Here is a 25282-nt window from a genome sequence, read left to right as displayed (position 1 = left end):
ACGCCCCCCCCCCCAGGGTGGCCGAGGCCAGAGAGCCGAGCACCATCGTCGCCCTGGTGAGGGGGCCTCCGGGCAGGCGACCGCCCGGACGTCGAAACGGAGCGAGCCGATACCCGACTCGTCCTGGGGGACTTCCAGCTGTGCCACGCCATTCCCGTCCCTCAGCCGCACGTGTGCCGCGTTGTCCGTGGTGTCCGGCGACAGCAGGGGCCGTCCCGGGTTCACACGACAGTCTCGGAGCAGACGCCGTCCAGGTCTGTCGTGTGTTCCCTCGCCCTCCCTGGAGCCTTCCCCGGCGCTCTGTAGGGCTTACCCCACACACCACCGTGTGGGGCGGTCCGCCCGAAGGCGGACCGGCGTACGTCTCCGCGCCGCCGCCCACGGCTTCCGTCCGGGCGGGACGAACCGACCGGGATGTCGAGGCCCCGGCCGCGGCCCCCGGAGGAGCCGGGGGAACCGCGGCCGGTCTCAGGACGCGGTGGGGGTGAACAGGGCACGCAGGTCCGCGTCGAAGAGCCGGTCCTTGGCGACGAAGGACCTGATCCCCGCGTTCTCCAGTTCCTCCTCCGACCAGAAGGACTTGTCCGTGGAGGTCAGCACGATCTGCGGCGGGTCGTCCTCACGGCTCAGCAGGCCGGCCAGGGTGAGGCCGTCCAGATCGGGCAGGTGCAGGTCCAGCAGCAGCCCGTCGGGACGGTGCTCCCGTACGGCGGCCAGCGCCGAGGCGCCGTCCCCGGACTCCGCCACCACACGCAGGCCTCGCGCCGTCAGCAGCGTCGTGGCGATGCGGCGGAACCCGGGGTCGTCGTCGACGACGACGATGTCGATGCACATGGCCCCAGCATGCCGAACGGTCCGACGGCGGTGCCATAGGGGGAGCCCTACGGTTTGTGTATCACTCACGCAAGGGGGATTGAGCACCTCGGCCCGCACGCTTGCGCCCGTCGAAAGCCCGGGAAGGAGCCGGCTCGATGCGGATGGTCGCCTCCTGCGCCCGGACACCGAGGACGAGCGAGTGGGCGACGCGGCCGTACTTCGCGCGGTAGGCGTTGTCGATCTCGGAGGACGGGCCGAGGCCGTCGGTCTCGAACCGGACGTCGAAGCCGCCCCCGTCCACCCGCACTCGACCGTGACCGTGCTCGCGTGCCGCCCGGAACCAGCGGGAGCCGGCACCGCGGTACGCGCGGACGTACAACTCACCACCCGCGACGACCATGCCGATCTCCACGCCCGGGCCCCCGCCGTCGCCGGCGGTCAGGACCAGTGAGCGGGCCTCGGAGAAGAGAGACAGTTCCCCGGCTGTCCAGTCACTCACCGGATCCGGCCTTCCGCCCGGTCGAATCGATCGGACGCCCGGCGTTCCACGAGGTGAGAATGCGCAGGGCGTCGTCTGAGGCGCTGCCCGTCGCGGCGGTGAGGACCATCAGGCGCTGTCCGGAGCCGTCGGGGCTGACCCACGTGTCGCAGTCGAGCACCAGGTCACCGACGAGGCCGTGGTGGTAGTACTTGGTGCCGTAGGCCGCGCCCGTGACACGGTGTTCGGCCCACCAGGCACGGAAGTCCGGATCTCCCAGGGAGAGTTTGCCGACGAGGCGGGCCAGGTCCGGATCGTCGGGGTCGGCCGCCGCCTCCATGCGCAGAGCGGCAACGGCGTCACGGGCGTCGTGTTCCCAGTTCCGGTGCAGCTCCCGGACCACCGGATCGGTGAACAGCAGGTCCACGTAGTTGCGTCGGGGCTTCGGCAGCGATGCGAAGTCGGTGTACAGAGCGGCGGCGGCCGGATTCCAGGCCAGGATGTCCAGCCGTCTGCCGAGGACGAGCGCGGGCGCCCGGGTGAGCTGGTCGAGCAGACGCTGCATGGCGGGCCTCACCTGCTGGGGCGGCCGACGGCGCGGGCGGGCGTCGGTCCTGCCCGCCAGTTCGTACAGGTAGCTCTTCTGGTCGTCGTCGAGGCGCAGAGCGCGGGTCAACGTGGCGAGCACGGAGGCGGAGGCCCTGACGCGGCCCTGTTCGAGCCGGGTGTAGTAGTCCACGCTGATCGCGGCGAGCTGTGCGACGTCCTCGCGACGGAGCCCGGCCACTCTGCGGTTCGGGGCCGGCTCCGGCAGCCCGCAGTCCTGCGGAGTCAGCTGCGCCCGGCGCGCCCTGAGGAAGGCGCCGACGTGGGGATGGGAATCCGGATTCATGCCCCCGAGTATCGCTCCGCCCTCCCGCCCCCGACGCGGGCCGGAGGGGGCAGGTTTCTTCCCATGCAGACACATGCCCCGGCAGAGACCTGCCTCTTTCACCGGTCCCGGACCGGTGCCATCGTAGAAGTGTGTCCGGGACCCGGAAAGGTGGCAGCACCCTTCCAGTCGGTTCCGCGGAAGCGGCAGTCAACTGACTGATTTCGTCCCGGATGCCGACGTGAACAGTGGCGTGTGTGGATCGCGCCATCCACGGCACGCCGCCCCGAAAGCGGACCACGAACCGATCTACTCGGAAAGAGAGTTCCCATGGCCAGGACCAGCGTCACCTTCGACAGCACCGGTATCCGGATCGCCGCGCACCTGTACACCCCCGAGGCCCAGGGGCCGGGCCCGTGGCCCGCACTGGTCGTGGGACACCCCGGCACCAGTGTGAAGGAGCAGACCTCCGGCACCTACGCGCAGCTGATGGCCGAGCGTGGTTTCGTCGCGCTCGCCTTCGACGCCGCCTACCAGGGCGAGTCCGGCGGTCTGCCGCGGGGCCTGGAGGACCCCGCGCAGCGGGTGGAGGACTTCAAGGCCGCCGTCTCCTTCCTCACCACCCTCGACGAGGTCGACGCCGACCGGATCGGCCTGCTCGGCATCTGCGCCTCCGGCAGCTACTCGCTGGCCGCCACCGGTGGTGATCACCGCGTCAAGGCCGTGGCCACCGTCTCCACCGCCGAGCCCGCCCGGCAGTTCCGTCTGGGGGCCGACGGTACGCAGGACCCTGCTGTCTTCCAAGCGCTGCTCGACGCGGCCTCCCGGGCGCGCAGCGCCGCGGCGCGCGGGGAGGACCCCGGCGCGATGACCATGTTCCCGGAGACCGCCGAGCAGGCGGGCGAGCTCGGCGGGCAGCACGGCATCGAGGGATTCGAGTACTACTGCACCGCCCGGGGCGAGCACGAGCGGTCCGCCAAGGTCCTCGCCTGGGAGAGCATCGACAAGATGGCCTCCAGCGACGCCTTCCACGCCGTCCCGCTGATCGGCCCGCGCCCGGTCCTCCAGATCATCGGCGAACGGGCCGTCACCGCCTGGATGGCCGTCGAGGCGCACCAGCGGGCCGTCGGCCCCAAGGAGATCCACTGGATCGAGGGCGCCAGCCATGTCGACCTCTACGACAAGAAGGAGTTCATCGACCCCGCCGTCGACAAGCTCACGGCGTACTTCACCGCCAACCTCGTCGCAGCGGACTGACCGGGACCAGCACACGGCGACTGCTCCGCCGCTCCGGCTCCGGCTCCGGCTCCTGGTCACGTGTCACACCGACACCCGGGCGGGGCCGGCCGGTTCGGGCCGGCCCCGACCACGAACTGCGGGACACCCCTTTATGCGAGGTGCCTCTTCCACATGTTCACATCTCCCTCACCGGCGTCCGCGCAGTAGTACTTCTTGGAACCGTCGGGATTCAGGCCCTCTTCCGCGTTGGACCGGTTCGCGTCACTCTGGCAGATCCCCCAGGGGTCCCCCAGAGCCGCCCAGTACTTCACGACGAACGTGTTGACGTATCCGCCGGCGGCTGCACTGGTCGTGGTGGCGGCAGAAGCACTGCCTGCGGTGGCCATCAGTACGACCGCTGCCGCGGGAACGGCCAGCGTCGCGACGGCCGCGTTCTTCATGCGTCGGGACATACTCATTCCATTACCCCACAAGTACGTGAAAAGGAAATTACATTTTTCGAGCGTTGCGCCGGGTTGATCTTCAGTCAAGGGCAACGACATTTCTGGGCTCGGGGTTCAGTGGCACACCCCACCGTCGAAACAAGAAAGGGGAGCCTCCCGGGAATCCCAAGGAACAAGACGCCGCCGATTCCGGGCCGGCATCGGAACACGGCGGTCCTGAGCCGAGAACCGGTCCGCAGAGCGTCACACCCCGGAGGCGGGCGCGGCTCGCACGACACCTGCCGCGGCTCGCTCGGAGAACACCCGCCGGACCCGCCCTCCGGGCGGACGGCGCCTCTTTCGACACACACCCTAGAGGTCACACCTTGCAGCAAACAAGTGTGACCTTCGACCGAACGGGTCCCGAGTCCCGTCGCCGACCGGGTTCGCTCCGCACGTCTCCGGCCGGGGCGAGGCGACACGAGGCGGCCTCGACGGGTGAACCCGCGAGGGCCCGATCCCGTTGTCGGGTTGAAGGCCCTGTGTCGCAGGACAGCGGGGCGCGCGGCCAGATCCCGGTCCGTCCCGCCCGGACGGGCCGCCGGATGCCTGGTTCCCTCTACGAGAACGGAATGTCCATGCGCATCGGCCGAACACTGGGACGACGCTCAGCGACCGCCGCGGGTGCGGCACTCACCGCGGGCGCGGCCGTCGTCGCCCTCGGCTCGCCGGCGTCCGCGGCCATCAGCAACCACCGCGTCCAGCTGTGTGCCCAGGGCAACTACGTTGCCGACATCACGTGGTCCACCGGCCTCCACTCCTACGTGGTCAGTCCGGGCAACTGCCAGACCTTCGACATCGTGGGCACCGGCGCGTACACCATCGGCGGCTTCTACAACGTCAGCAACGCCCACTTCGGCATCACCAGGGTTCTGCCCGGTCCGGAGGGGTTCAACTCCACCACTCCGGGCAGCAAGTGGGGCGCCGAGGGCACCACCACCGCCCCCTACGTGGTGCGCTGGCAGTAGGCGCCGGCGGGCGGGACGGGGGTCGAGGAGCCCTCGTCCCGTGGGACCGGAGAGTCCCGTCGCCGCCGGTTTCGTACACCTGGTCGCGTCGACGGCCCTCGGAGGTCTCGCGCGGGCCGTCGACGCGGGACGAGCTCCGGCCACAGAGCGTGGGTGGACTCCGAAACTGTCGTCCTGGCCCCGCCACCCGCGTGTCGCGACGGCCGAGCCTCCACCCGGGACAACGCATCGGGGAGAGCAAAGGTTCAGCACGGCCGCCACACCGGCACGCTTCACACGCGCAGACCGTTGACTGCGTGATGCACTTTTATCCGTATCTCCACGCGCGCCGGGTCTCCCGACGTCCGAGCCATGTGTACTGACACGACCGGAGGAACCATGGACCTTCAACTCACGGGACGACGAGCGGTGGTCACCGGCGGAAGCCGGGGGATCGGTTTCGCGATCGGCCGGGCCCTGGCCGAGGAGGGCGCGTCGGTCGCCCTGGTGGCCCGGTCCGTCCCTCACGCCGAGGAGCAGGCCGCCCTGCTGCGGGCGGAGACCGGTGCCGAGGTCGTCGCGGTCCCCGCCGACACCGGGGACGACGCCTCGGTGACCGCGATGGCACGGGCTGTGCGGGACCGGATCGGGGAAGTGGACATCCTGGTGAACAACGCCGCCACCACCAATCCCGGTGCGTTCCCGGACGACGCCTTGGAACACGAGATCAATGTCAAGGTCCGGGGATACCTCCGCTGCGTCCACGCTTTCGCTCCCAAGATGGCCGAGCGCGGCTGGGGCAGGATCATCAACATCAGCGGACTGGCCGCACGGCAGACCGGTTCGGTGACGGGCTCGGTCCGTAACGCGGCGGTGGTCGCCATGACGAAGAACCTGGCGGACGAACTCGGTCCACAGGGGGTCAACGTGGTCTCGGTGCAGCCCGGCGGCACACGGACACTCACGTGGCGCAACAGCCTGGAGGCCCGGGCGAAGGCCGCGGGCCTCAGTCCTGACGAACTGGAGCAGCGGATGGCCGCCGGTGTGTCCATCGGCAGGACCGTGGAGCCCCACGAGGTGGCGGCGGTCGTCGCCTTCCTGGCCAGTCCGCTCAGTGTGGCCATCAACGGCGACACGATCGCCGCGGGCGGCGGGGTCAAAGGACCGATCCACTACTGACGCCGGACGCCCCGGCGGGGTTCGAAACCCGCCGGGAGCCGGTCCCGCCGTCCACCCCGAAGGGCCACCAACGGTGCTGGTGGCCCTTGGGTCGTCCTCCCGGCACGTGCGGTGGCCGCGGGATGGCCGCGGTGAGCACGGGTCGCACACCCGCGCAGTGGTGCGGGTGTCCCGGGGGAGTCACTTGAGGGCAGCGACTTCCAGGATCGCGGCGGTGAAGGCCTCGGGCTGCTCCTGGGGCAGGTTGTGGCCGGCGTCGGGGACGATGTGGTGGTTCCAGGGGCCGGTGAAGTGAGCGGCGTAGCCGCTTCCGTCCGTCGGCGGCAGCACGCCGTCGGCCGCACCGTCCAGGGTGACCGTCGGGACGGTGATCGGGGGCTGCTCCAGCAGCCGGTTCTCCAGGGCCTCGTAACGGGGGTCGCCCGCCGCGGCGCCCAGCCTGTGCCGGTAGCCGTGGATCACCACGTCGACGTAGTCGGGATTGGTCCACAGCGGTGCCGTCTGCGCGAACTCGGCCTCGGTGAACTGCCATTGCGGCGAGTTCCGGTGCCAGACGACACGCGCCAACTCGTCGCGGTCGCCCTGGAGTCCCTTTCGGCCGCGTTCGGTGAGGAAGTAGAAGAAGTACCAGTAGCCCTCCTCCCGCTCGGGCAGCAGCGGCTGCTGGGCGGCGGCCAGGTTCTGGATGAGATAGCCGTTGACCGAGACCAGGCCGGTGCAGCGCTCGGGCCACAGCGCGGCGGCGACGTCGGCTGCCCGGCCGCCCCAGTCGTAGCCGGCGAACAGGGCCCGCGGAATGTGCAGCGCGTCCATGAAGTCGATCAGGTCCGCGCCGAGTGCAGCCTGCTGACCGGACCGGAGAGTGTCCCCGTGGCGGAACCGGGTCTCCCCGTGCCCCCGCAGGTAGGGGATGTAGCAGCGGTAGCCCTGCCGGGCGAGTGCGGGAGCCACCTTCGCGTAGGAGCCGACCGGGCTGAACGGCCAGCCGTGCAGGAGGATCACCGGCCGGCCGTCGGCCGGTCCGACGTCGTGGTAGGCGATGTCGAGGAGGGCGGTGCGGGCGTGCCGTACGGGGCCCGGACCGTGCGGGGCGCGCCCGGCCGAGGAGCGGGCGGCCGTCGTGTCCTCGCGCGCCGGACCCCGGTCCGCCCCAGTGGGTCGGGTCCCGGCCGCGGTCGCTGTCGCGGTCCGGGACAGGATGCGCCTGCTGATCATGTCCGCTTCCTCTCGTTCGGTTCGGGGGGTGCGGGAGTACGTGTGCACACACCCTACGTGCGCACACACCATACGTCACCGTTCTGACAGGTGATGGGGAACATGCTCCCGCGGCGGTCGAGAGGACACGGAGAAGTCGCTCCGAACAGGCATGCCCGTGTCACCCCACCGTTGCGCGGACCCTCCGGTGGATACGTATGTTTGAGCGGGCCAGGATCGACGAGCCGGAACACCGATTGATGCCGGAGCGGACTTCGTACGGGCCCGGCACGGCCGGGGCGGGTTCAGGGTCCAGGCAGCACCGTGGAGGGACCGGCGTCGTCGAGGAGGATCGCGGTGGATCTGCCGCCCCGCCCTCAGGACTCCCGCTCCTCCGCCCGCGGGTCCTCCGACAGCCTCCCCAACTGGGCGAGCCACAGTTCGTTCAACCGCTCGGACCAGTCGCGGGACAGGGTGTCGAGCGGCTTGGGCACGTCCGCGCGTACGGCGTTCTCGACCACGATCTCGGTGCCGTGCTCGGTCCCCGTGAGCAGCCAGGCCTGGTAGAGCATGACGCCTCCGCCGATACCCAGCCAGCCGATGCGGCGGGGCGGCACGTTCTCCCCCACGAAAACCTCGAACCGGTGGCCCGCCCAGACCACCTCGAAGGTCTGCGTCAGGGTGACGGAGCTGACCTCCTCACACCCCGGCACCCATTTCGGCCAGTTCACGACGTCGGTGAGGAGGGTGAAGGAGCGCTCCGGCGGACCGGGCACGACAGCCTGCGCCCGGTGGAAGCTGTGTGCGTCGGCCGGCGAGAATCCGGACGGCCAGTGGATGTCCGGGTGGCTGTCTGAGGTGTCGTACATCCGCTCTCTCGCACATTCGCTTGATTACTGTGGGGCCGGCGACCGCGCCGGCCGCGCGACGGTTCCAGGACGTTCCCCGCCCAGTGTGCGGGCGGTGGCAAACGGCCACATACGTCATCTGACTGGGCACTCCTCCTCGCGTCAGCCGACACCCTCCAGTTCGAGGGCGGCCAAGGCGTCGCGCAGGGCCACCCGGGAGCTTATGCCGAGCTTGGGATAGATCTGGTAGAGATGCGTTCCGATGGTGCGGTGCGACAGGAAGAGCCGCTCGGCGATCTGCTTGTTGGTGAGCCCGGTCGCCGCCAGGGTCGCGATCTCCCACTCCTGGGCCGTCAGAGCGCCACGCCCCCGCTGCCCGGTGGTGGACGCGGTGTGGCCGCTGGCCCGGAGTTCGGCGGCGGCACGCGTGGCCCATGGCGTCGCTCCGAGCTCTTCGAAGGTGGTCGACGCCAGGACCAGTTGGGCCTGGGCCTCCCGGGTCACGCGCCGGCGCCGCAGCCGTTCGCCGTGCAGGAGGCGGACCCGGGCGACGTCGAAGGGCGAGTGGACGGTCCCGGCCAGTGACAGAGCCCGCTCGAAGAGGCCCGACGCCTCGTCCTCGGGTGCCGTCAGGGCCTCGCAGGCCAGCACCAGCATGTGGAGGCGGGGCGACAGCCGGGCCATCGAGGAGGCCCGCACGGCCGCCGTGTACGCGGCGGCCTCGGCGGCTCGCCCCGTTCGTACGGTCGCCTCCACCAGATCCAGAACACAGTTCAGGGCGATCGGCTGATAGGCGGCGAAGGGATCGGGCGGGGTGATCGCGGACAATTGCCGGTATGCGGCCTCGAAGTCACCGCACGCCAGGGCGGCCAGTCCCCCGGCGTGCAGGCCGAGGCACCGCGCCCCCTGGGCGCCGCGGGGTACGGCCCACCGGATGATCTCCTCGCACAGGGCTTCGCAGGTCTCCGTGTCGCCCCTCGCCCCGGCCACCAGGGCCTGGACGAACTGGAACTTGCAGTCGAAGAAGCGGTAGCCGTGCTCCCGGCACAGATCCAGTCCCTCACCGGCCAGCCGCACGGCCTCGTCCCAGCGTCCTGCCTGGTGGTAGTCCAGGCACAGGTGCATCAGCGCCGCCACGTGCCTGCGGGCGGGCGCGCTGCCGGCCCGGCCCTGTTCCACCAGCCGCAGCGTGGGCTCCCGTACGTCCGCGAGCCGGTCCAGGTAGACGCAGCCGATCCCCACCCGGATGACCCGGGTCGGGTCTTCGCCGATGTCGGCGAGCAGCTCGTCGAGGACGTCCAGCGCCTGGTGTCCGGTCCGGGCGGGGTCGCCGAAGGTCTGCGCGCACACCCGCAACAGGGCGGGGGGCTCGGGGGTCAGCCGTTCGAGAGCCCGGAGGACCGGTGGCCAGGTGCTGGGGTCACCGCTGTACCAGCACAGGGTGATCAGAGTGAACAGGGCTTCGATCAGCGCGTCGTCGGACGCCTGGTAGCCGTGTCCACCCGCCTCGATCGCGGCCGTCAGCAGCCGGTGGGCGGTGCCGACGTCTCCCTCCTGGTTGACCAGGAGGAGTGCCGAGGCTGCCGCCGCGTGCAGCGACTCGCCGGCGGTGGGGGCTGCCCGGCGGGCTCCGGCGAGCAGACGGTTCACGTCCACCAGCCCACCGCCGGCGTCGGCGCCGACGTACGCGGCTTCCGCCAACCGCCTGCTCTCGTCGGCCGGTGAGGGGCTGAGCACGGCGGCACGGGTCAGCGCCGCCACCGCGCCCAGGGCGTCCCCGCGGCCGAGCCTGCGGTGGGCCGCGTACTCCAGGAGTTCGGCGACCGTCTCGTCCGGGCTGGTCGTCGCCTCGCCGAGGTGGTCGGCGCGGCGCTCGGGCTGATCGACGAGCACGGCGGCCAGCGCCCGGTGGGCTCTGCGCCGGTCGGCGGCCGTCGCCCGGCCGACCACGGCGGAGCCGATCAGCGGATGCCCGAAGGAGAGCCGCCGGTCGGCCACCGAGATCGCCACCAGCCGGTTGCGCTCGGCGGACTCCAGGAGGTCGACGGCGGTACGGCCGTTCGCCGCCGCCTCGATCACGGACAGGTCGCCGGTCCCTTCGAGGGCCGCGATGAGCAGGAGTTCGCGGCTCTCTTCGGACAGGTCGGCGACGCGGGCGGCGAACAGGGTCTGGAGGCGCTCGCCGAGCGGCAGCACCGCCGGAACCAGCGCGGTCGCCGCCGTCCGCTGTTCGCGTTCGAGAGCCGCCGGCAGTTCCACCAGCGCGAGCGGGTTGCCGTGCGCCTCCGCCGCTATCCGGCGGCGCAGGGCGGGGGGCATGTCGGGACGGATCCGGGCGAGCAGGGTGGCCGACGACGCGTCGTCGAGCGGGGTGAGCCGGTGCTCGGTGAGACCGCCGGCCCCGAAGAAGCTGTCGGAGGTGGCGCGGGAGGCCGCGAGGAAGCTGATCCGGCTGCCGACGAGCCGCCGGGCCACGAAGCCCAGGACCGAGGTGGTGGCCCGGTCCAGCCAGAGCAGGTCGTCGACCACGATCAGCAGCGGGGTGTCGGCGGCGATCCGGCGCAGGAGCAGCAGCGCCGCGGTGGAGATCAGCAGGCGGCTGGGCGGCGGTCCGCTGCCGATGCCGACCGCGATGCGCAGGGCGTCGCGGTGTCCCGGGTCCAGCAGGTCCATGGAGCCGAAGAGCGGGACGAGAAGCTGGTTGAGGCCGGCGTAGCCCACGTCCGCCTCGAACTGCACGCCGTTCGACCGCAGTACACGGGTGCCCTCGGACCCGGCACGTGCGGCGACCGCGTCGAGAAGAGCGCTCTTGCCGATACCCGCCTCGCCGGTCAGCAGCAGGGCCGCGCCGTGGATCGCGGAGCCGGTGAAGTGGGTCCGTATGAACTCGAGGTCCCGCTCCCGCCCGATCAGCCGCGCCGAAGCGGGACGAGAGGTGCGGTCCGGGTCGTTCATCGGGCTGTGGTCTCCGAAGTCCGGGATGAGGAGGTGCCCGACGCCGGTCGTCGATGCCCGTCGTGCCGACGCCTCCGCGGTGACACGGGGAATCGTGCGAGCGGCATGGTCAGCGCAGTCTATCCTCCGCGTCCCGGGCCGCGGCCGGCACCCGGCGGGGCGTCAGGAGGCCGCCCCGGTCCCCCGGTTCCCGACCGGCCTCCCCGTATCGCCCCCTCTCCCGCCTTCGGGCGGGTTGGCGCGCCTGCGACGGAAGCACTCCGGCAGCGGCGTGCGACGAAGCACTCCGGCAGCGGCGAAGGTCCGGTCCCGGTACCCGACGATCCGCGGGCCCCGGCTGCGGGAGTCGGGCACCGAAGAACACGTGTGAGACCTCGGAACACGTGAAGATGCCGTGCGGGTCTCCTCCCAGCCGGTCACTCTCGACACATGTCGTTGGCGTCACCCGCGATTCACCGGTGTCCAATGTGACGAATCGTCGATCCGGATCACTGATACTGTCAAACCTGAACCGATGATTCACGCAGCGCCGCACAGAACGGATCAACACATGTCCTCACAGCAACACGACATCGTCGTCGTCGGTGGCGGTACGGCCGGGTGTGTGCTCGCCGCGCGTCTGACCGAGGACCCCGGAACCCGCGTACTGCTGCTGGAGGCCGGATCGGCCACTCTGCCCGAGGCCGTGGCGTATCCGCCGGCCTGGCCCTCGCTCGCGGCCTCGGAGGCCGGCTGGGGTGACACCACCGTGGTCCAGCATGCCTCCGGCGCCCCGGTGCCGCTCCCTCGCGGCAAGGGCCTGGGCGGCTCGTCAGCGATCAACGCCATGGTCTTCGCCCGCGGCCACCACACCAGCTACGCCGACTGGAGTGCTCACGGCGCCAAGGGCTGGACCTACGACGACCTGCTCCCCTACTTCCAGCGCAGCGAGACGGCCACGAGCGGTGCGCCCGGCCGCGGCACCGACGGCCCGCTCACCGTCGGACCGGCCCAGCGGCCCAACGACATCCTGCTCGCCTGCCTCGACGGCGCGATCGAGACCGGCCACCGCCGGGCCGTCGACATCAGCGGCGGCCTGGAGGAGGGCTTCGCCCCCGTCGACCTCAACGTCGTCGCCGGGCGCAGGCAGAGCGCCGCCGACGCCTACCTCGCACCGGCCCTCGACCGCCCCAACCTCAGCGTCGTCACGGGGGCGACCGCGCACCGGCTGATCTTCGAAGGCACCCGTTGCGTCGGGGTGGAGTACGGCGTGGACGGGCGCACCCACACCGCGACGGCGGCCGGTGAGGTGGTGCTCACGGCGGGAACCATCGGGTCCGCGACGCTCCTGCAGCGCTCCGGCGTCGGCTCCGAGGAAGATCTGCGGCAGGCCGGGGTGGACGTCTTCCACCGGCTGCCGGGTGTGGGCCGCAACCTGCACGACCACCCGCGCGCCAACCTCGTCCACCGGGCCCTGCGGCCGGTTCCCACCCCGCGCAACAACCACGGCGAGATCCTGGGACTCCTGCGCAGCACCCCGGACGCGGACGGACCGGACGTGCAGATCATCTTCATCGACATCCCGCTGCCCAACGCGGTCGCCCCGGTGGAGAACGGCTTCACCATCGGGATCTCGCCGATGCGTCCGGTCAGCCGCGGCTCGCTCAGGATCGGCTCGGCCGACCCCTACGCGGCGCCCGTGCTCGACCCCCGGTACTTCACCGCGGAGGAGGACGTCCGCGCCGTGTTGTCCGGTATCACCACCGCCCGCCGGATCGCCCGGTCCGACGCGCTCGCCGGATGGGGGATCGAGGAAGTCAGTCCGGGCCCCGGCGCCGTGGACGAGGAGTCCCTCGCCCGGCACGCCCGCAGGTACTTCGGCTCGTACTGCCACCCTGTCGGCACCTGCCTGATGGGCGAGGACGAGATGTCCGTCGTCGACTCCGAACTGCGCGTCCGGGGCCTCGACAACCTGCGGGTCGCCGACGCCTCCGTGATCCCCGCCATCCCGTCCAACAACACCAACGCCACCGTGTACGCGATCGCCGAGCGCGCCGTCGACCTGCTGCGCCGTTCCTGATCCGGCCTCTGCCCTTCCCCCAGGAGCCGCCGGGAGGTCCCGCGCCCGTCATGGCGCACGGCGTGCCACGAAGGCGGCCGGAGGCACTCCGCCGCCAACGGGCCCGCGGGGACGGAGGCACGAGACCCGGGATGCCTCCCCGGCGGCGGCCTCCTGCCGCGGGCCCGGCCGTCCTGGGGCGCCCGATGACGGGAAGCAGGAGAGGGCGAAATCCGCACGTCCTCTAGAATCCGGTCATTGCAGGGGACGCGCGGAGCCTGGTGGCCGGCGCCGTCCGGGTCGGTGAGGAGCGCCGGGCCTCCATAAGCCCGGCCATGGAAGGCAGCTCGATGAACGACCTGGACCCGACCGTCTGTCCGGACACCACGGGGCTGGTGGGGCGGGACCGGGACCTGGCGTTCATCCACTCCTTCTTCGGCAACACCGAGGTACGGGGCGCCGCCCTGCTGCTCTCGGGCGAGGCCGGGGTGGGCAAGACCGCCGTGCTCGACGCCGTGGTGACCGCTGCGGCGCGCGACGGCGTCCGGGTGCTGCGCGCGGCCGGGGCGGAGTTCGAGGCCGACATCGGCTACGCCGGTCTCAACCAGCTGCTCGTTCCGCTCTTCGACGACTTCGACATCCTTGACGACGTCCACCGTGACGCCCTGCGGGTCGCGGTCGGCATCGGCAGCGGGCCGCCCCCCGACCGCCTTCTCACCTCCACCGCGGCGCTGCTGCTGCTCCGGCTGATCTCCGTCCGGACACCGCTGCTGATCGTGGTGGACGACCTGCCGTGGCTGGACCGTGCGACCAACGCCGTTCTCGGATTCGTGGCCCGTCGGCTCGTCGGCAGCCGTATCGACTTCCTCGCGGCTTCACGCGCGGGCTCCGAAAGCTTCTTCGAACCCAGCGGCCTGACCCAGCGTCGGCTGGAGCCGCTCGACGAGGCCGCGTCGGCCGAGCTGCTCGCTCTCACCCACCCCGATGTCTCACCCGCCGTGCGGCGCCGCATCGTTGCCGAGGCACGCGGCAACCCGCTGGCGCTGGTCGAGCTGCCGCTGGCGCTCTCCGCCGAGCAGCGCGCGACCCTGACGGCGATGCCCGCCGTACTGCCGTTGAGCGGCCGGCTGCAGGCCATGTTCACCTCACGGGTGGCCCGCCTGCCCGACCGCAGCCGGGAGATCCTGCTGCTCGCCGCCCTCGACGGAACGGGTGACCTGGCCTCCGTCGAAGCCGCCGCTGCGGATCGGACCTCCGTGGACGACCTCGCCCCCGCAGAGCGGGAACGGCTGGTGACGGTCTCGGCGGACAACCGACGGCTGTCCTTCAAGCATCCTCTGATCGGCTCCGCGGTGGTGGAACTGGCGACCGCCTCCGAACGCAGACGAGCGCATCAGGCCCTCGCCGGCGTACTCGGCGATCAGCTGGAACGGCGCGCCTGGCACCTGGGAGAGGCGGCGGTGGGCCCGGACGAGACGGTCGCCGCGCTGCTCGAAGAGGCCGGACGCCACCGGTTGCGGCGTGGGGACGCGCTCGGCGCGGTCGCCGCGCTGACCCGGGCCGCCGGGCTCAGCGCCTCGGCGGCCGACGAGAGCCGCCGGCTGGCCGAGGCGGCCTATGTCGGCGTGGACTCCGGTGGCGAGCTGGACGAGGCCTCCCGGCTGCTCGCCGGTGCCCGGCTCGTCCACCCCGGCACCGGGCGGGAGTCGCTGCACGCGGCAGCCGCGTCCGCGTTCCTGCTGATCAACCGGGACGGCGACATCGACACCGCGTACCGGCTGCTGGTCGGCGCGATCGAGGCCGGACAGCACGGTTACGACGCCTCGGACCCCGCCCTCGTCGAGGCGCTGCATCTGCTGGTGCTGCTGTGCTGGTACGGCGGCAGGCCGGAGCTGTGGCAGCCGCTGATCGCGTTCGTGGACCGGCTCACCCCGAAGCCGCCCGAACTGCTCTGGGTGATCACCCAGACCTTCGGCGACCCGGCGCGCACCGGCCCCGCCGCGCTGCCCCGGCTGACGGAACTGATCGACACCGTGGGCGACGACCCCACCCGGGTCGTCCGGGTCGGCACCGCGGCCGTCTTCCCGGACCGGCTGGGAGACTTCCGCTGGGCCACGCGCCGGGTGGTGGAGCAGGGCCGCGCGGGCGCGGCTCCCGTACGCCGTCACCTGGGCGCGCTGATGCACCTGGGCCTGGACTACTTCCGGCTGGGCCGGTGGGACGACGCCGGCGAGCTGGCGATCGAAGGACTCAGGCTGTGCGAGGACCATGACTACCGGTTCTTCGCGTGGTACTTCCAGTACATCCTGGCGGCCGTGGCCGGCGTGCGGGGCGACAGCGGAAGCTGTACCGAGCTCACCGAGGAGATCGTCCGCTGGGCGACACCGCGCGGCGCCCACGGCGCGCGCTTCTTCGCCTGCCACGCCAGTGCGCTCTCCGCCCTCGGCGCCGGCGACTTCGAGACCGCGTACCGGCATGCCAGCACGCTCAGTCCGCCCGGAACCGTCGCCCCCTACGTGCCGATCGCCGTGTGGGGCGCGATGGACCTGGTGGAGGCTGCCGTGCGGACCGGCCGGGAACGGGAGGCCGCGGCCCACGCGAGGGCCATGCGCGGGTGCGAGATGGCCCGGCTGTCGCCCCGGCTGGAGCTCCTGGTGCTGGCCGGAGAGGCGCTGACCACGCCCGGGGAGGCGGCCCTGCCACTCTTCGAACAGGCCCTGTCCCTGCCCGGGGCCGAACGCCAGCCCTTCGACGTCGCGCGTGTCCGGCTCTTCTACGGCGAGCGGCTGCGGCGACTGCGGGCCACGACGGACGCCCGGGAGCAACTGGCCCAGGCGCTGGAGGCGTTCCAGCGCCTGGGGGCCAAGCCCTGGACGGCGCGTGCCGCCGCCGAGCTGCGAGCCAGCGGTCAGTCCGCCCCGGCCGGGGCCCGCCCGGCCGGCGTGTCACTGACCGCCCAGGAGCTCCAGATCGCCACGCTCGCGGCAACCGGCCTGACCAACAAGCAGATCGCCGAACGGCTGTCGCTCTCCCATCGGACCATCGGCACGCACCTCTACCAGATCTATCCCAAACTCGGCATCACCTCGCGGGCCGCGCTGCGGGACGGGCTCTCCCGGATCGGCACGGGCGACGGCGGCTGAGCGAGGACGGACGCCCGGACGGCCGGGCCGTTCCGCGCACCCGGCTCGGCCGCGGTCGGCGGCCGGTCTCCCCGGGGGCGGCGGCCGAAGCGGTCGTCCCAGGGCCGGGAGTCGACCCGTCGGTCTGCCGACGGGGCCGCCCCGGGCCCGCCCGCGCCACTACGGCGCGACGGCCCCGCGCAGATGCCGGCTCACATCGCCGACCATGGTGATGCGGACCCTCCGCTGCACGAAACGCCACTGCCCCTCCCGGAGTTCGAACCGGTCGTGGTAGCGGCCGGCGGCGATGGGCTGCAACGGCAGGTCGGGCAACGCCTGCAACACGGTGACGTAGGAACGCGCGACCGCCGTGCCCGCCTCCTCGTCGACCTCGACGGCGACGTTGGTGGTGACGTGCTGGGTCCGCGGGGTGCCGTCGGCGTGGACGATCAGGGTCTCGTGGAACATCCTCTCGATCCCCTCCCGTCCGCTCACCGGCTCTCCGCTGCCGATGAACGTCGCGTCCGCGAGGAGGTCTCCGAGTCCGGCGAAGTCTCCGTCGTCGACGAGTTCCGCGTACCGGGCGATCAGGTTCTCGACGGCGCGGTGGCTCGGCATCGGATCAGCGGCCGGACGAAGGGAGGGGGACATGGCTCTCCAGACAGGACGTGTGAAACGCCGCCGGCCGTTGCCGACGACGCTACGTATCAGTGATTCTCACACCTGGGCCGTGAGCCGAAAGTCCCGCCCGTCCGGCGGCACCCGGACCGCAGCGGACGGGTTCACAGGTGCGGAGCATGCCGACGGTCCACGGTTCACGACCATGCCTGCGGTGCGCGGCGGGAGAAACCTCGTGTGCGGCGGGAGAAACATGGCGAGGCAATGGTCGTGCGGGTCAGGTGTTCAGGCCCGGCGCCGGCGGTCGGGTGCTCTCTTCCACTCCGTCCGCCAGCCGGTCGAGCCACTCCAGGAGCAGGGTCCGCTCGCCGGTGCTGAGCGGCGCGGTCCCGTCCTGCCCGAGCGCGGCGAGCAACGCCGTGGCCCGGCCGGCCACGACCGATCCGAAGGTTTCCTGGCCGGGCGTGGCCGGCCCCTCGGCGGGAAGCGTGAGCGTGTTGATCACCATCTCCCGGGCCTCCCAGGCGTTGCGCAGGTCGCGTGCCTTCTCCGGGTGGCCGATCAGGGTGAGGATCGTGCCCGCACCGGTCGAGTGCATGACCTCGGTCGCACGCTCGACGCTCACCCGCAGGCGACCCGCGGCGGCGACCCGGACGATCATGCGGCGCAGGTCGTCCGCGGCCCGCCGGCCGGTCTGGGGCATGTGTCCGGGGCGGACCCGTCCGTAGACGAGGGTGTAGTACGCCGGGTGTTCGAGGCCGAACCGGATGTGCAGGTCCCAGGCGTCCCGCAGCGCCTGTACCGGGTCCTCGCCGGTGAACAGCTCGGCCTTGACCTCCAGGTAACGCCGGAAGCCGTGCTCGGCGACCGCTTCGAGCAGTCCGTCCTTGTCCCCGAAGATCCGGAAGATCGACGGCGTCGGGACACCGGCCCGAGCCGCTACGGCCCGGGTCGACACGGCGTCCAGTCCGCCCTCCTCCAGCAGACTCGCCGCGGCCAGCACGATCTTCTGCCTCAGTGCGGGCACCGCCCTGTCCGACGTCGTCTCCGTCTCGACCATGTATCGACGATATCAGCCGCGCGAATCACCGATCCGGGAGTGAGCGGGCGGTGCCTCCCTCCGCGGTTCTCCGGCGGTGAGCGCCGCCGACAGCCCACCGGCGCGCAGGGCTCCGGGGCACAGCGCGTCGGTGACCTCACGGACCCCGGCGAGCGCTTCTTACCGACTGGTCCTGCTACTCGCGCAGCTCGCCACTGTCCAACCTGGCTGAGGGTTGTCCCGCTATTCGTGGTGGGACTGCACAACGTTCGTTGACAGGCCCCACCGTGGAGCCCGACCGGGTCCGCGCCGGCGGCGTGTTCTCTCAGTCCGCCAGTTGCACCAGTTCGTCCCAGTCCACGCCGTCCAGTTCGGTGCCGCGCGGCACCATGGCCCAGGTGCGGGCGAGCCACCGGCCGACCGGCTCGACGGGTATCTCGAAGAGCGCCGTACGGTCCCCGGCGCCCACCCGCACACAGAACGACGAGAAACGTTCGTCGTCGGCGTCCAGCAGCGGCCACAGCACGACCGAACCCTCCCCGCTCCGAGCGGTCATGCCGTCGGCCAGCAGTTGCCGGCAGAACACCCACCGGACCGGCCGCGGGCCGCCGGTGTCGAGTTCCAGCGTGACGGCCAGCGGGTCACTCGTGTCGTAGGAGAACGCGCACGTCAGGTCGAGGTCGAGCTCGGGCGTCACCCAGTGGGTGATCTCCAGGGAGAGACGGCACTTCTTCATGGTTGGCTCCTGGGGGGAGGTTCGGCCGGTCGGTCGGTGGGAGAACCCGCGTGGTCGGTGTGCGGCCCCGACCGGGGTGCTCTCGTTGGTGCGGTGGCACGCCCTGCCCTGCGGCCGGGCACTCGGGTCCCCGCGAGCCACCCGCCCCCGTGTGCCCGACGGTGGCGCTCGTTCGCAGGGGACCCTCTCCGGAGCGGTGTCCCACGGTTCGCCTGGCCGCGGGAGACCGGACGAGCAGTGGGACCCCGTCCGAGCGACAAGTCTGGGACGGGGCCGGAGCGTGGTCTGTGGTGTGCTCCCTCGCTCTTCCTGGAGGCTCCCCCCACTCCCTCGTAGGGTGCGCCCCACATCGAGCCGGGCTCCTGCCGTGCGACGCGGCGGAGGCTCGGGCACGCTTCCGGTCGCGGTCGTCCGCCCGTACACGGGTGTGCGCCACGGGCGCGGGTGTGCGCTACGGAGGTCCGATACGGGCACGGGGGTCCGACGCGGGAGGTGTCTCCCCAGGCGCCCGGCGCACACCCGGCATTCTTGTCATGTATCCACATGAACTCTGCGCGACAGCGCTTAGGATGCCGCCATGAGGGAACCACTTCGAGCGGTGCTCGGAGAAGACCAGCCGATCGTGCGCGAGGGCATCGCGACCATACTGCGCGGCGCGGGCATCGACGTGGTCGCCGCCGTCGACAACGCGGTCGACCTCGTGCGGGCAGCCGACGAGCACCGCCCCGACGTGGTCATCACGGACATCCGGATGCCACCGGCCCTGGAGGCTGACGGACTCGACGCCGTGCGGAAGATCCGTGCGGCGCGGCCGGGTACCGCCGTCGTCGTCCTGTCCCAGTTCCTGGACGCCTCCTACGCCCTCGACCTGGTCGGGGACGATCCCAGCGGGGTTGGCTACCTGCTGAAGGAGAAGGTGGCCAGTCCGCAGCTCCTCATCGACGCCGTGGAACGGGTCGTGGCCCGGGACTCGGCCCTCGACCCGGACGTGATCTCGGCGCTGCTGGGACGCAAGCGGCCCGAGGACCCGCTGGCCGGGCTGACGCCGAAGGAACGGCAGGTCCTGGCGCTGATGGCCGAGGGCCACTCCAACTCGGGCATCTCCGAGCAGCTCTTCGTGAGCGTGGCGGCCGTGGAGCGGCACGTCACGGGCATCTTCATGAAGCTCGGCCTGAGCCAGTCGGCGTCCGGCCAGCACCGGCGGGTCCTGGCGGTCCTGCGCCACCTCGGCCAGTAGGGCTTCCTCGCGGACCGTGGACCTGACCGTCCACGGCAGTCGGCCGGCCGCCGCCGGGTGCCCCCGGGTGCGCCGCCTCCGGGCCGGAGCCGGAATGGCCGCGGAGGGGTGGAGGGACGGCGTTCCCCGTCCGGGAGCGGAAGGGGGCCGGGCCCGCGCCGCCGGGTCGCAGCGGCACGGGCGCACAACCGGGAGCCGGCGTACCGTCAGCCGGCCGGTTCCGTCAGCCGCCGGCCGGTTCCGTCAGCCGGACGTCGTGGACGAGGCCATCCTGGTCCACCTCGATCGTCGAGGTCTGGGACGGGCGGCCCTCGGCCGAGGTGATCAGGACGTACCGGCCGGTGCCGGGGGCGTCCACGGCGTACGAACCGTCGGCCCGTACCTCCGTACGGCTCAGCTCGCGGCCCTCCACGGAGGTCAGCACGACCTCGCCCCGCGGGACGGGCCCGCTCCCGGCGGCGTGGACGCGGCCCCGGACCTCCGGACCGGTGGCCTGTGCGGCGGCGTCGACGGCCTCGGCCGGTATCGGCGCGCCGGCGAGGGCCTCGGCGTCCTGCATCGCCACCTGCGCCGCCTGGTCGAGGCCGCTGGCGGCGCGCAGCGGGACCTCCTTGATGAAGAGCGTGACCAGGAAGGCGATCAGCGCGACCGGCGCGACGTAGATGAAGATGTCGCCGATTCCGTGTCCGTAGGCGCTCTCCAGCCAGGTGCGGACCGGGGCGGGCAGGATCGCGAGGTCGGGCAGTCGCCCGCTGCCGGAGCTCTTGGCGGCCGTCGCCCGGTCCTCGGGGCTGAGCCGGGTGATGGTCTCGCGGGCGTAGTGGCCGATGCGGGTGGTGAGGACCGAGCCGAGCACCGAGACGCCCACCGCGCCGCCGAGCGACCGGAAGAAGGTCACCGTGGAGGAGGCCGCGCCCAGGTCGGCCGGGGAGACCTGGTTCTGCGTGCACAGCACCAGGTTCTGGAGCGTCATGCCGACGCCGAGGCCCATCAGCGTCATGCAGCAGGCGATGAACAGGTACGAGGTGTCGTGGCGCAGCATGCCGAGCAGGGCCAGACCCGCCGTCAGCAGGACGCCGCCGCACAGCAGCCAGCCCTTCCACCTGCCGGTGGTGGTGATGATGCGGCCGGAGACCGTGGAGGAGACGAACAGGCCCGCGATGAACGGGATCGTCATCAGTCCGGACCTGGTCGGGGAGTCACCGCGCGCGAGCTGGAAGTACTGGCTGAAGAAGACGGTGCCCGCGAAGAGCGCGACGCCGACGAAGAGGGAGGCGACCGAGGCGAGACTGATGGTGGGGTTGCGGAAGAGCCTCAGCGGGATGATCGGCTCGGCGGCCTTCGTCTCGACGAACACGAAGATCAGAGCCAGCACGGCGGAGACCCCGACGAGCGTGTAGGTCTGCCAGGACAGCCAGTCGTACTTGTCGTCCGCGAAGGTGACCCAGATCAGGAGGGTGCAGACGGCGGCGGTGACGAACAGGGCTCCGGCCCAGTCGACCTTGACCGCGCGCTTGGTCACCGGCAGGTTCAGCGTCCGCTGGAGCACGACCAGGGCCACGATCGCGAAGGGGATGCCGACGAACAGGCACCAGCGCCAGCCGAGCCACGAGGTGTCGGTGATGACTCCGCCGAGCAGCGGGCCGCCGACGGTGGCCACGGCGAACACGGCGCCCAGGTAGCCCGAGTACCGGCCGCGCTCGCGCGGGGAGATCATGGCGGCCAGCACGACCTGCGCCAGCGCGGACAGTCCGCCACCGCCCAGGCCCTGGATGACGCGGGCGGTGATCAGTGTCGCGGTGTTCGGTGCCAGGCCGGCGACGAGGGACCCGACGACGTAGACGACCAGGGCCGACTGGACCAGGATCTTTTTGCTGAACTGGTCGGCGAGCTTCCCCCACAGAGGCGTGGACGCGGTGACCGCCAGCAGGGAGGAGGTGACGACCCAGGTGTAGGCGGACTGGCCGCCGCCGAGGTCGTTGATGATCCTCGGCAGCGCGTTGGTGACGACGGTCGAGGAGAGGATGGCGCAGAACAGGCCGAGCAGAAGTCCCGAGAGCGCGCGCATGATCTGCGGGTGCGTCATCGGTGCGTGGGGTGATCCTGCGCCGTCGGGTGCGGAGGGCCGCACACCGACTTGCGGGGTGGTGGTCATGGGTTTCTTTCCTCACGTGGTGACTGCGGGTGTTGGGGGAGACCGGTGCTCCGGGGCGGCCCGGCCGGCGGGGGCTCGTCAGCGCGCGCGTCGTCGAAGCTCGCCCGGAGCCGGGCCATGAGCCGGGTCAGCAGGCGGACGTCCTCGTCGCTCCAGTCGCTCAGCCGCTGGGCGAGCGTCCGGGCGGTGCCCTCCGCCTGTTCGGCGAGACGGACCCGGCCCAGCGGGGTCAGGTTCAGCAGGCGCGAACGTCGGTCCGCCGGATCGGGGCTGCGGTCGATCCAGCCCAGCGCGGCCAGGTGGGCGACATGGCGGCTGGTGACCGACATGTCGACGGCGAGCAGCTCGGCGAGCCTGCTCATCCGCATGTCGCCCTCCCGGCCGAGCAGGGCCAGTACCGCGGCGGAGGCGTTGGAGCAGCCGTCCGGAAGGCTTCGGCCCAGCTGCCTCCGTACGCATCCGACGGCGCTCAGCTGCCGGTTCAGCTCCTCGTACTGAGCCTGCTCGGCCACATCCGCCTCCCGTTATCGTCGCTTGAGGCAACTATGAGAATGTTGGTTGCCCCATACAAGCGCCTCAGGGTGTTACGGTGCACACATATTCCTCTTTATTTCGAGATACCTATTTTCGGCTCGGCGGTCAGGTCAGGTCAGGTCAGGTCAGGTCAGGATCCGTCGGGCCACGTTGGTGGAGACCAGGTCGAGGAGTTCGCCGCCCCGGCCGGAGAGGATCGTGCGGATCGCGTAGAGGGTGAATCCCTTCGCCTGTTCCACCGTGATCGCCGGCGGCACGGACAGCTCCTGCCTGGCCGTCATCACCTCGACCAGCGCCGGGCCGTCGTGAGCGAAGGCCTCCTCGATCGCCTCCTCCAGGTCGCCGGGCCGCTCGACCCGTCGGGCCCACAGCCCGATCGCCGCCGCGACCTCGGCAAGCTGCGGATTGTCCAGTTCCGTGGCGTAGTTGACGATGCCCGCCGCCTTCATCTCCAGCTCCACGAAGTTCAGCGAGCCGTTGTTGAAAACGACGATCTTGGCGGGCAGGCCGTTCTGGCGGAGCGTGAACAGCTCACCCAGCAGCATCGTGAGTCCCCCGTCCCCCGACAGCGAGACCACCTGGCGGCCCGGGTACGCCGCCTGCGCGCCCACCGCCTGCGGCAGGGCGCAGGCCATGGTGCCGTGGTTGAAGGAGCCGAGCAGCCGCCGGTGTCCGTTGAAGGTCAGGTAGCGGGCCGCCCAGACGACAGGGGAGCCGACGTCGACGGTGAAGACGGCGTCCCGGTCGGCCAGCCGGTCGAGCGTGCGCGCCACGAACTGCGGGTGGATGGGCGTGCGCTCGCGGTCGTTGACCGCGAGCGAGTCCAGCGACCTGCGGGTCCGGGCATAGTGCGCGAGGGCTTCGTCGAGATGCGCCCGCTCCGTCTTGGCCGCCAGCAGGGGCAGCAGCGCGGGCAGGGTGTCGCGCACGCTGCCGACCAGCGGCAGGTCGACATGGGTGCGTCGGCCGATCTGCTCACCTCGGATGTCGAGCTGGATCACCTTCGCGCCCCGCGGATAGAACTGCCGGTAGGGAAAGTCCGTGCCCAGCATGAGCAGGGTGTCCGCCTCCTCGATCGCCTTGTAGCCGGAGGCGAAGCCGAGCAGGCCGGTGAGTCCCACGTCGTAGGGGTTGTCGTACTCGACGTACTCCTTGCCGCGCAGGGCGTGCACGACGGGTGCCTTGAGCGTCTCGGCGAGCCGGACCAGGTCGTCGTGGGCGCCGGCGGCACCCGCGCCGGCCAGGATCGTGACACGCCTCGCGCCGTTCAGCAGGGCTGCGGCCTCGCGCAGGGCGCTGTCGTCCGGACGGACGACGGTCTTCGCCGGCCGCACCACGGCCGGGGCCAGACCGCGGTCGACCTTGCCGAGGAAGATCTCGCCGGGGACGACCACGACGGCCACTCCCCTGCGCTCGACCGCCGCCCGCATCGCCGTCTCCAGGATCCGGGGCCCGAACTCGGGGCTGGTGACGACCTCGGCGTAGACGCTGCAGTCGGCGAACAGTTCCTGCGGGCGGGTCTCCTGGAAGTAGCCGGAGCCGACTTCGGAGCCCGGGATCTGCGCGGCGATCGCAAGCACCGGTACCCGGCTGCGCTGGGCGTCGAAGAGTCCGTTGATCAGGTGCAGGTTTCCGGGACCACAGCTTCCGACACAGACGTTCAGCTCACCGGTCAGCCCGGCCTCGGCGGCAGCGGCGAGGGCGGCGGTCTCCTCGTGCCGTACGTGGACCCAGTCGACGTCGTCGTCCCGGCGGATGGAGTCCGTCAGACCGTTGAGGGAGTCACCGGGCAGACCGTACAGGCGACGCACGCCCGATGCCTTGAGCGAGGCGATGACGTGGTCGGCGAAGGTGGTCATGCGGGTTGCCTTTCCTCTGAGGAGAGCGCGGCCGGTGCGGCGGGGCCCGGGCGTCGCGTCGGAGCCGACGGATGCCGTCCTTGACGGGCGGGGGGGTGCCTCTTCAGTCTCGGACACGGCAAAAGCGCACACATCCGTCGAATGACTGTCTCTCCGGCAACAGGACATGTCAGGTGTCTCGGTCGGACGACTGCACCCCGTACTCCTGACCGGACACACACGCCGGTACCGTCTTCGTTAACATACGCGGGCCATGTGTGCCGGGCGCGACAGCCCGGCCACCGTCCGGCCACACACCTGGAGTTCGTGCCATGAGGGACCTGCCGCAGAGCGACGCCACACTGCTGATCCGTACCGACTTCACCGACGAGGCGGCCTGGCAGGACCTGCGTACCGCGGTCACCACCCCTGCCGACGAGGACGACGACTTCCTCGCGATGCTGCACATCGTGGACGACCCCGCCTACCGCGACGTGACCGCCGAACAGATCGTCTCCTTGGCGCCGGCCGAGGACGACCTGCTGATCCTGGCGGACCGCACAGCCATGACCGGGGCGGAGATGCCGCTGCTGGCCGTGTACATGGGCGTCGAGGACGAGGAGGAGGACGAGGACGGGCAGGGCGAGGGGGACGCGACGGCGGAAGGGGACGGCGGCGCGGCGCCGGGGTTCGACGAGCTGAGGGTGATCGCGTCGGAACTGTGGTCCGTCGAGAACAACATCTCCCTCGCCAACATGGACTGGGAGGAGTTCGTGGACGCCGCCGAGGAGGACGGCGTCTTCCGGGGCTTCTGAACGAGGCTGCCGTACGGGGTTCCTGAGCGGATTTCCCGCTGGGGTCACCGCCGGGCTCCCGGCCCCGATGCCGCCCGAAGGCCAAGATCCACCGGAGGTCCAGGGTCATCCGGGTGAGGGAGAGCATCAGGAGGGCGCCCC

At 71.5% G+C, this 25282-nt stretch carries 20 protein-coding genes; 7 read left to right on the top strand and 13 right to left on the bottom strand.

Annotated elements, in window-relative coordinates:
• Positions 1–468: 468 nt before the first annotated feature.
• From ACFWEE_RS13465 to ACFWEE_RS13455, 3 genes are all read right to left on the bottom strand, one after another.
• The gene (locus ACFWEE_RS13465) at positions 469–834 is read right to left on the bottom strand and encodes a response regulator (RefSeq protein WP_386888770.1); all 366 of its coding nucleotides are present in this window, start codon (positions 832–834) and stop codon (positions 469–471) included.
• 61 nt (positions 835–895) lie between these two features.
• Positions 896–1315 (bottom strand): DUF2255 family protein, encoded by a 420-nt coding sequence (locus ACFWEE_RS13460; RefSeq protein ID WP_386888768.1) that lies wholly within the window; start codon positions 1313–1315, stop codon positions 896–898.
• A complete protein-coding gene (locus ACFWEE_RS13455) occupies positions 1308–2186 on the bottom strand; it encodes a helix-turn-helix domain-containing protein (RefSeq protein ID WP_386888766.1) in 879 nt (292 codons plus the stop codon). Before ACFWEE_RS13455 ends, ACFWEE_RS13460 begins: the two co-directional genes overlap by 8 nt.
• A gap of 309 nt (positions 2187–2495) precedes the next feature.
• On the opposite strand from ACFWEE_RS13455, the gene ACFWEE_RS13450 reads away from it, so the two are divergent.
• Positions 2496–3422 carry an alpha/beta hydrolase gene (locus tag ACFWEE_RS13450; protein ID WP_386888764.1) on the top strand — a complete coding sequence of 309 codons (927 nt, stop codon included), beginning with the start codon at positions 2496–2498 and terminating at the stop codon, positions 3420–3422.
• Between the two features lie 131 nt (positions 3423–3553).
• On the opposite strand, the gene ACFWEE_RS13445 is transcribed toward ACFWEE_RS13450, so the two are convergent.
• Entirely contained in the window at positions 3554–3856 is a 303-nt protein-coding gene (locus ACFWEE_RS13445) for a hypothetical protein (protein ID WP_386888763.1), read from the bottom strand.
• Between the two features lie 608 nt (positions 3857–4464).
• Here ACFWEE_RS13445 and ACFWEE_RS13440 point away from each other — a divergent pair.
• Both ACFWEE_RS13440 and ACFWEE_RS13435 read left to right on the top strand, forming a co-directional pair.
• The gene (locus ACFWEE_RS13440) at positions 4465–4854 is read left to right on the top strand and encodes a hypothetical protein (RefSeq protein ID WP_386888762.1); all 390 of its coding nucleotides are present in this window, start codon (positions 4465–4467) and stop codon (positions 4852–4854) included.
• 378 nt (positions 4855–5232) lie between these two features.
• Entirely contained in the window at positions 5233–6012 is a 780-nt protein-coding gene (locus ACFWEE_RS13435) for an SDR family NAD(P)-dependent oxidoreductase (protein WP_386888760.1), read from the top strand.
• 180 nt (positions 6013–6192) lie between these two features.
• Here ACFWEE_RS13435 and ACFWEE_RS13430 read toward each other — a convergent pair whose 3' ends face one another.
• The 3 genes from ACFWEE_RS13430 to ACFWEE_RS13420 form a co-directional block, all read right to left on the bottom strand.
• On the bottom strand, positions 6193–7227 hold the full coding sequence (locus ACFWEE_RS13430) for an alpha/beta fold hydrolase (RefSeq protein ID WP_386888758.1): 1035 nt from the start codon (positions 7225–7227) through the stop codon (positions 6193–6195).
• A 356-nt stretch (positions 7228–7583) separates the two neighbouring features.
• Complete coding sequence (locus ACFWEE_RS13425; protein ID WP_386888757.1) at positions 7584–8075, bottom strand: SRPBCC family protein; 492 nt, start codon at positions 8073–8075, stop codon at positions 7584–7586.
• 141 nt (positions 8076–8216) lie between these two features.
• Positions 8217–11009, bottom strand: a complete 2793-nt coding sequence (locus ACFWEE_RS13420; protein WP_386888756.1) for an AAA family ATPase — start codon at positions 11007–11009, stop codon at positions 8217–8219.
• 550 nt (positions 11010–11559) lie between these two features.
• On the opposite strand from ACFWEE_RS13420, the gene ACFWEE_RS13415 reads away from it, so the two are divergent.
• Positions 11560–13068, top strand: coding sequence for a GMC family oxidoreductase (locus ACFWEE_RS13415; protein WP_386888754.1), 1509 nt, complete (start codon positions 11560–11562; stop codon positions 13066–13068).
• Between the two features lie 329 nt (positions 13069–13397).
• A complete protein-coding gene (locus ACFWEE_RS13410; protein ID WP_386888835.1) occupies positions 13398–16190 on the top strand; it encodes an ATP-binding protein in 2793 nt (930 codons plus the stop codon).
• 159 nt (positions 16191–16349) lie between these two features.
• Here ACFWEE_RS13410 and ACFWEE_RS13405 read toward each other — a convergent pair whose 3' ends face one another.
• The 3 genes from ACFWEE_RS13405 to ACFWEE_RS13395 all read right to left on the bottom strand — a co-directional run bounded on the left by ACFWEE_RS13405 (position 16350) and on the right by ACFWEE_RS13395 (position 18562).
• Complete coding sequence (locus ACFWEE_RS13405) at positions 16350–16787, bottom strand: nuclear transport factor 2 family protein (RefSeq protein WP_386888752.1); 438 nt, start codon at positions 16785–16787, stop codon at positions 16350–16352.
• Between the two features lie 277 nt (positions 16788–17064).
• A complete protein-coding gene (locus tag ACFWEE_RS13400) occupies positions 17065–17847 on the bottom strand; it encodes a TetR/AcrR family transcriptional regulator (RefSeq protein WP_386888750.1) in 783 nt (260 codons plus the stop codon).
• 304 nt (positions 17848–18151) lie between these two features.
• On the bottom strand, positions 18152–18562 hold the full coding sequence (locus ACFWEE_RS13395) for an SsgA family sporulation/cell division regulator (RefSeq protein ID WP_386888749.1): 411 nt from the start codon (positions 18560–18562) through the stop codon (positions 18152–18154).
• Positions 18563–19139: 577 nt separating this feature from the next.
• Between ACFWEE_RS13395 and ACFWEE_RS13390 the strand changes: the two genes are divergently transcribed.
• Positions 19140–19799 (top strand): response regulator, encoded by a 660-nt coding sequence (locus tag ACFWEE_RS13390; protein ID WP_386888747.1) that lies wholly within the window; start codon positions 19140–19142, stop codon positions 19797–19799.
• Between the two features lie 223 nt (positions 19800–20022).
• Here the strand turns inward: ACFWEE_RS13390 and ACFWEE_RS13385 are convergent, their stop codons facing one another.
• The 3 genes from ACFWEE_RS13385 to poxB form a co-directional block, all read right to left on the bottom strand.
• A complete protein-coding gene (locus tag ACFWEE_RS13385) occupies positions 20023–21954 on the bottom strand; it encodes an MFS transporter (protein WP_386888745.1) in 1932 nt (643 codons plus the stop codon).
• On the bottom strand, positions 21951–22466 hold the full coding sequence (locus ACFWEE_RS13380; RefSeq protein ID WP_386888744.1) for a MarR family winged helix-turn-helix transcriptional regulator: 516 nt from the start codon (positions 22464–22466) through the stop codon (positions 21951–21953). Before ACFWEE_RS13380 ends, ACFWEE_RS13385 begins: the two co-directional genes overlap by 4 nt.
• A gap of 147 nt (positions 22467–22613) precedes the next feature.
• Entirely contained in the window at positions 22614–24347 is a 1734-nt protein-coding gene (gene poxB / locus ACFWEE_RS13375) for a ubiquinone-dependent pyruvate dehydrogenase (protein ID WP_386888742.1), read from the bottom strand.
• 311 nt (positions 24348–24658) lie between these two features.
• On the opposite strand from poxB, the gene ACFWEE_RS13370 reads away from it, so the two are divergent.
• Positions 24659–25141 (top strand): DUF6924 domain-containing protein, encoded by a 483-nt coding sequence (locus ACFWEE_RS13370; protein ID WP_386888740.1) that lies wholly within the window; start codon positions 24659–24661, stop codon positions 25139–25141.
• The last annotated feature ends 141 nt before the right edge of the window (positions 25142–25282 follow it).

This window comes from Streptomyces sp. NPDC060184 (genome assembly GCF_042728795.1).
GTDB lineage: Bacteria > Actinomycetota > Actinomycetes > Streptomycetales > Streptomycetaceae > Streptomyces.
The sequence above is the reverse complement of the archived record's forward strand: the minus strand, read 5'-3'. Positions and strand labels throughout refer to the sequence as shown.

What these genes read in the sequence shown, in the direction of transcription:
- ACFWEE_RS13400 (WP_386888750.1), bottom strand. Translation starts at nt 17,847, where the DNA reads ATGGTCGAGACGGAGACGACGTCGGACAGGGCGGTGCCCGCACTGAGG.
- ACFWEE_RS13455 (WP_386888766.1), bottom strand. Translation starts at nt 2,186, where the DNA reads ATGAATCCGGATTCCCATCCCCACGTCGGCGCCTTCCTCAGGGCGCGC.
- ACFWEE_RS13465 (WP_386888770.1), bottom strand. Translation starts at nt 834, where the DNA reads ATGTGCATCGACATCGTCGTCGTCGACGACGACCCCGGGTTCCGCCGC.
- ACFWEE_RS13450 (WP_386888764.1), top strand. Translation starts at nt 2,496, where the DNA reads ATGGCCAGGACCAGCGTCACCTTCGACAGCACCGGTATCCGGATCGCC.
- ACFWEE_RS13410 (WP_386888835.1), top strand. Translation starts at nt 13,398, where the DNA reads ATGAACGACCTGGACCCGACCGTCTGTCCGGACACCACGGGGCTGGTG.
- ACFWEE_RS13395 (WP_386888749.1), bottom strand. Translation starts at nt 18,562, where the DNA reads ATGAAGAAGTGCCGTCTCTCCCTGGAGATCACCCACTGGGTGACGCCC.
- ACFWEE_RS13415 (WP_386888754.1), top strand. Translation starts at nt 11,560, where the DNA reads ATGTCCTCACAGCAACACGACATCGTCGTCGTCGGTGGCGGTACGGCC.
- ACFWEE_RS13445 (WP_386888763.1), bottom strand. Translation starts at nt 3,856, where the DNA reads ATGTCCCGACGCATGAAGAACGCGGCCGTCGCGACGCTGGCCGTTCCC.
- ACFWEE_RS13385 (WP_386888745.1), bottom strand. Translation starts at nt 21,954, where the DNA reads ATGACCACCACCCCGCAAGTCGGTGTGCGGCCCTCCGCACCCGACGGC.
- ACFWEE_RS13435 (WP_386888760.1), top strand. Translation starts at nt 5,233, where the DNA reads ATGGACCTTCAACTCACGGGACGACGAGCGGTGGTCACCGGCGGAAGC.
- ACFWEE_RS13425 (WP_386888757.1), bottom strand. Translation starts at nt 8,075, where the DNA reads ATGTACGACACCTCAGACAGCCACCCGGACATCCACTGGCCGTCCGGA.
- ACFWEE_RS13370 (WP_386888740.1), top strand. Translation starts at nt 24,659, where the DNA reads ATGAGGGACCTGCCGCAGAGCGACGCCACACTGCTGATCCGTACCGAC.
- poxB (WP_386888742.1), bottom strand. Translation starts at nt 24,347, where the DNA reads ATGACCACCTTCGCCGACCACGTCATCGCCTCGCTCAAGGCATCGGGC.
- ACFWEE_RS13420 (WP_386888756.1), bottom strand. Translation starts at nt 11,009, where the DNA reads ATGAACGACCCGGACCGCACCTCTCGTCCCGCTTCGGCGCGGCTGATC.
- ACFWEE_RS13405 (WP_386888752.1), bottom strand. Translation starts at nt 16,787, where the DNA reads ATGCCGAGCCACCGCGCCGTCGAGAACCTGATCGCCCGGTACGCGGAA.
- ACFWEE_RS13390 (WP_386888747.1), top strand. Translation starts at nt 19,140, where the DNA reads ATGAGGGAACCACTTCGAGCGGTGCTCGGAGAAGACCAGCCGATCGTG.
- ACFWEE_RS13430 (WP_386888758.1), bottom strand. Translation starts at nt 7,227, where the DNA reads ATGATCAGCAGGCGCATCCTGTCCCGGACCGCGACAGCGACCGCGGCC.
- ACFWEE_RS13440 (WP_386888762.1), top strand. Translation starts at nt 4,465, where the DNA reads ATGCGCATCGGCCGAACACTGGGACGACGCTCAGCGACCGCCGCGGGT.